This is a genomic window from Devosia sp. MC1541, from assembly GCF_012847305.1.
Taxonomy (GTDB): domain Bacteria; phylum Pseudomonadota; class Alphaproteobacteria; order Rhizobiales; family Devosiaceae; genus Devosia.
The window spans coordinates 1-4465 of the sequence record NZ_JABBDZ010000037.1 but is presented as its reverse complement, the minus strand read 5'-3'; the positions used below and the strand labels follow the sequence as shown (position 1 = coordinate 4465).

The window sequence follows — 4465 nt, the reverse complement described above, 5'->3', positions numbered from 1 at the left end:
CCTGCTCGAGCCGATCGGGAACATCCCGCCCGCAGAGGCCGAGGTCAACTTCTACGCCGCTCTGGAAACTGACGCCATGGCCGCGTAACTAACCGAAATCAGCTTCCGGCAAACCCGGCGCGGTTCAGTTTTTATCGCGGGTCGCATCGCGATACGCTTGTGTCAAAGCTGGATTAACTGAGGCGTGCTGCCACCTCGAGCGCAGTGAAGAAGTCAGTGACTGTGCGATGCGCAAATCTCACTTATTGGAAGCGGTGTAGTGTGTGGCTCGTGCTCGAAGATTTGGTTCAACTCAATGAATAGCCCCGCGTTCTGTAGACACCTTCGGGGTTAGATTTGGTGTCGCCGTTCGAACTCGACGGGTGAGAGCATGCCGTTGCGGACGTGCTTGCGTGTCGGGTTGTAGAACATTTCGATGTAATCGAACACATCCTGGCGCGCTTCGTCCCGTGTTCGATAGGTCCGGCGCCTGACCCTCTCGCGTTTGAGCAGGTTGAAGAAGCTTTCGGCCACCGCATTGTCATGACAGTTGCCGCGCCGGCTCATTGAGTGAACTAGATTGTGGTGCCGTAGGAAGCTGGCCCAATCCATGCTGGTGAACTGCGAGCCCTGGTCGGAATGGACCAGCACCGTATTCTGTGGCTTTCGGCGCCAAACCGCCATGTACAGAGCCTGAAGCACAACTTCGCTGGTCTGTCGGCTTTGCAGTGACCAGCCGATGACGCGGCGGGAGAACAAGTCGATGACCACGGCCAGATAGGCAAAGCCCTCCATAGTCTTGATATAGGTGATGTCGGTCACCCAGGCAGTGTCTGGCGCTTCGACGTCGAACTGCCGAGCCAAGGTGTTGTCGACCACAACAGATGGCTTGCCACCATAGGAGCCAGGCCGGCGCCGATAGCCGATCTGGGCCTTGATCCCGGCCAATCTGGCCAGACGCGCAATGCGGTTGGGACAACTGGTCTCGCCTTGTTCCAGCAGATCATCATGCAACTTGCGGTAGCCATAGACCTTGCCGCTCTGCTTCCAGGCATCTTCGATGAGCTGGGTCTGGCGAATGTCTTCCTGGGCCCGTTTACTCAAGGGGCTTTTGAGCCAGGCATAGAAGCCGCTGGGGTGGATGTGCAGGCACCGGCACATGGTGCGCACCGAGAATTGCTGGCGATGCTCGGCAACGAACGCGTACCTCACTTTGCATCCTTGGCGAAGTACGCGGCCGCTTTTTTTAGGATGTCGCGCTCCTCGGTGACACGCGCCAGTTCTCGCTTCAGCTGCCGGATCTCATCGGCCTGATCCCCACCTTTGGAAACCTCCGATGCGTACTTCTGTAAGCGGTGTTCTGCGGCCACGTAGGTTCAGGGTCCCGGGAACTGCACGACGTTGTTGCCGCGCATAAAGGTGATGGCTCCCTCGCTTTTCAGTGCGGCCAAGGCAGCATCACGCGCCTCGCTGTCGGTCTGGAACTGATTGTCCCAGACGTGGCTGTCGTTCTGGTGATCCACAACCTCAAGGGTCCAGGTCTCATCCGTTTCGAGCCGATGGATATTGATCAAGAAGGCATAACCATCGACCACTACCCGCTGGCTTTTTCCTGATGTGACCAGGTTGGGGTCGTCTTGATCGTTCATGGGGGCCTCGTTGCTGGTGGTTTTGTGACTATGCCGCCAGAGCCAACAGCGTCAATCACCCAGGCTTGCAGGATAGTTCCACGGGAGCAGTTCGTTGATCAGGCTCTGCCTATGTCCGGTGACGATGGCATGGAGTGTCGCGGCCAGCCAAGCGTGAGGATCCACGCCGTTCAGCTTGCAGGTTTCGATCAGCGAGGCGATGACGGCCCAGTTCTCGGCACCGGCGTCGTGACCGGCAAAGAGCGCGTTCTTCCGGTTGAGCGCGATCGGACGGATAGTCCGCTCGACGGCATTGTTGTCGAGCTCGATGCGGCCATCGGTCAGGAACAACTCGAGCCCGGCCCAGTATTTGGCGATGTAGCTGAGTGCTTCTCCGAGCGGCGCTTTTGCGGAGACGCGGGCGCGATGAAGGTCGAGCCATGCCTTTATCCGGGCCACGGCCGGTGCTGACCGCTTTCGGCGCACGGCGAGGCGGTCATCCGGACACAAGCCTCGGATATCGGCTTCAATGGCATAGAGCTCGCCGCTGAGCCGCACACCCTCTTCTGCAATCGGGGCAGTGCCGGCGCGTGTGATCTCAACCAGCTTGCGGCGAGCATGGGCCCAACAATAGGCGAGCTGGATACCTGGGCCGACGCGTCCAGGCGTGATCAGCCGATTGTAGCCAGCATAACTGTCGACCTGCAGAATGCCGCCAAAGCCCTGCAATATCCGTTCGGCATGAAGGCCACCTCGGCCCGGGGCATAGGTGAAGGCCACACCGGGTGGTGCGGCGCCATTCCAGGGACGATCATCGCGGGCCAAAGCCCAGAAGTATCCGGTCTTGGTTTTTCACGCCCCAGGATCGAGCACCGGAGCGCGGGTTTCGTCCATGAACTGCTTCGATGACCGTTTCAGGTCCGTCATCAGGGCGTTGTAGATCGGACGCAGCTCGAAGGCAGCGCGACCAACCCAGTCGGCCAGTGTTGATCTATCCAGATCAACACCCTGGCGGCTGTAGATCTGCGCCTGGCGATAGAGCGGGAGATGATCGGCATATTTGCTGATCAGGACATGGGCGACCATGGCCTCGGTCGGCAGCCCGCCCGGGATCAACCGCGCAGGTGCCGGCGCCTGCACCACGCCGTCGGTGCATGAGCGGCAGGCATACTTGGGACGACGGGTGACGATCACTCGGAACTGGGCCGGGATCACGTCGAGCCGCTCGGAGACGTCCTCGCCAATGCAGTGCAGACCGCCGCCGCAGCCACAGACCAGGCTTTCAGGCTCGATGATCTCCTCAATCCGCGGCAGATGTTTGGGGAGCGAACCACGATTGGCGCTGCGCCGCTTGGCCGGTCGGCGGGCGGCGCGATCCTCGGCTTCTTCCTCGGCGTGGACGGCCGCGATGGCTGTTTCCAGATCTTCCAAAGCCAGCTCGAACTGGTCCGGGTCGCTCTTTTCCGATCGGCGCCCGAAGGCCGCTTGTTTGAACGCGGCAACCAGCTTTTCCAACTGGGCGATCCGCTCGTCCTTGCGCTGATCGCGCAACGCCGCAGCGACCAGCATCGCCTTGAGGGCGGCAATGTCGTCGGGGAGTTCGGCGGTATCCAGCATGACCGGAATCTACCAGATCAGGCGCCGCCATTCCCGCAAAAAGACAAGCCCTGAGTCATCCTGCCGAAGTCATTCCACGGCTTCCGGAGCCCGCGCTTCCACAGCCCGAACCCGCCGCCAGTCGAGCCCGGAGAACAGGGCCTCGAACTGCGCGTGGCTAAGCGTCATCAGCCCGTCCTTCACTGCAGGCCAGGTGAACTCATGCTCTTCGAGCCGCTTGTAGGCCATCACCAACCCGGTGCCATCCCAGTAGAGCAGCTTCAGCCGGTCGGTCTTCCTAGCGCGGAACACAAAGACCGTGCCGGTGAACGGGTCCTTGTGCAGCTCGTTCTTCACCATCGCTGCCAGGCTGTCATGGCCTTTACGGAAGTCGATCGGCTTGGTCGCCACCATTATCCGTACTCGGTTGGAGGGGAAGATCATGAGGCCGCCATCAGCGCGTGGACCACCGAGGCAATCCGGGCCGCCGAAGCGCCTGGCTCCAGCCGGATGGTCACCGAACCCACCACGACCTCCGGCCCAGCCGATACCGCCGGCTCCGCCGCCGCCAGTGCCTCATCAACGGGATCGACCATCAGCATCGCAAACTCCACCGCATCCTCTGGTGCCGGCAGCACCAGTTTCCCGTTCCGCGCGAGGGTTCGCCAAGAGGAGACATGGTTGGCCTTCAGCCCATGCCGCTCCGCAACTTCACTGACGGTCGCCCCCGGTCGCAACGTCTCGGCGACAATCCGCGCCTTCACCTCATCAGGCCACTGCCGATTGCGACGCCGCCTCCCGCCACTTGTGAGAAGCTCCATTGGAGCGTCCATGGAGAAACTCCCGCACTGACATCAATCAGTGCGCAATCTCATGGCTCACAGCATGGCAGAAGATGGGGGTGGGACAGCGCTTACGTACTTCTTGCGCCACTCATAAAGCGAATGCGCACTCACGCTCAAGCGCTGCGAAACCTCCGAAACCGGATAGCCCCGCTCGGTGATCTGGCGCACCGCGTCGCGCTTGAACTCGTCACTAAAATTGCTTTTGCCCATACAGGCCTCCTTACCTCAAAATTAGGGAAGAAGGCGTCTACAAATCTAGGTGTTCAGTCCCGGCATTTGATGGAGTGGGCCGATGATGAATCTATCCGGCTCTGAAGTCCACTGCTTGCAGATGAACTCGTAGGGTGTGAGGCCCTTGAGCATCTTCAGTCTTCGTCCGAAATTGTAGGCGTCGATGAAGTCCTGAAGGTGCCGACG

The 4465-nt window shown here is 60.5% G+C and carries 3 protein-coding genes and 4 pseudogenes; all 7 read right to left on the bottom strand.

Features of this window, described 5'->3' with window-relative positions; genetic code table 11:
- Positions 1 to 330: 330 nt before the first annotated feature.
- Positions 331 to 1295: pseudogene (locus tag HKD40_RS17535) on the bottom strand (IS3 family transposase); the annotation flags it as partial.
- A 60-nt stretch (positions 1296 to 1355) separates the two neighbouring features.
- A complete protein-coding gene (locus tag HKD40_RS17530) occupies positions 1356 to 1628 on the bottom strand; it encodes a hypothetical protein (protein WP_169197056.1) in 273 nt (90 codons plus the stop codon).
- 51 nt (positions 1629 to 1679) lie between these two features.
- Positions 1680 to 3224, bottom strand: a pseudogene (locus tag HKD40_RS17525) (IS66 family transposase).
- Between the two features lie 69 nt (positions 3225 to 3293).
- Positions 3294 to 3617, bottom strand: coding sequence for an IS66 family insertion sequence element accessory protein TnpB (tnpB, locus tag HKD40_RS17520; protein ID WP_169197055.1), 324 nt, complete (start codon positions 3615 to 3617; stop codon positions 3294 to 3296).
- Positions 3618 to 3643: 26 nt separating this feature from the next.
- Positions 3644 to 4024 carry a transposase gene (locus HKD40_RS18125; RefSeq protein ID WP_282567914.1) on the bottom strand — a complete coding sequence of 127 codons (381 nt, stop codon included), beginning with the start codon at positions 4022 to 4024 and terminating at the stop codon, positions 3644 to 3646.
- A 99-nt stretch (positions 4025 to 4123) separates the two neighbouring features.
- Positions 4124 to 4258: pseudogene (locus tag HKD40_RS17510) on the bottom strand (transposase); the annotation flags it as partial.
- Positions 4259 to 4303: 45 nt separating this feature from the next.
- Positions 4304 to 4465, bottom strand: a pseudogene (locus HKD40_RS17505) (IS481 family transposase); the annotation flags it as partial.

Excerpts from the sequence above, each read along its gene's own strand:
- tnpB (WP_169197055.1), bottom strand. The coding sequence starts at position 3,617 with ATGGTGGCGACCAAGCCGATCGACTTCCGTAAAGGCCATGACAGCCTG.
- HKD40_RS17530 (WP_169197056.1), bottom strand. The coding sequence starts at position 1,628 with ATGAACGATCAAGACGACCCCAACCTGGTCACATCAGGAAAAAGCCAG.
- HKD40_RS18125 (WP_282567914.1), bottom strand. The coding sequence starts at position 4,024 with ATGGAGCTTCTCACAAGTGGCGGGAGGCGGCGTCGCAATCGGCAGTGG.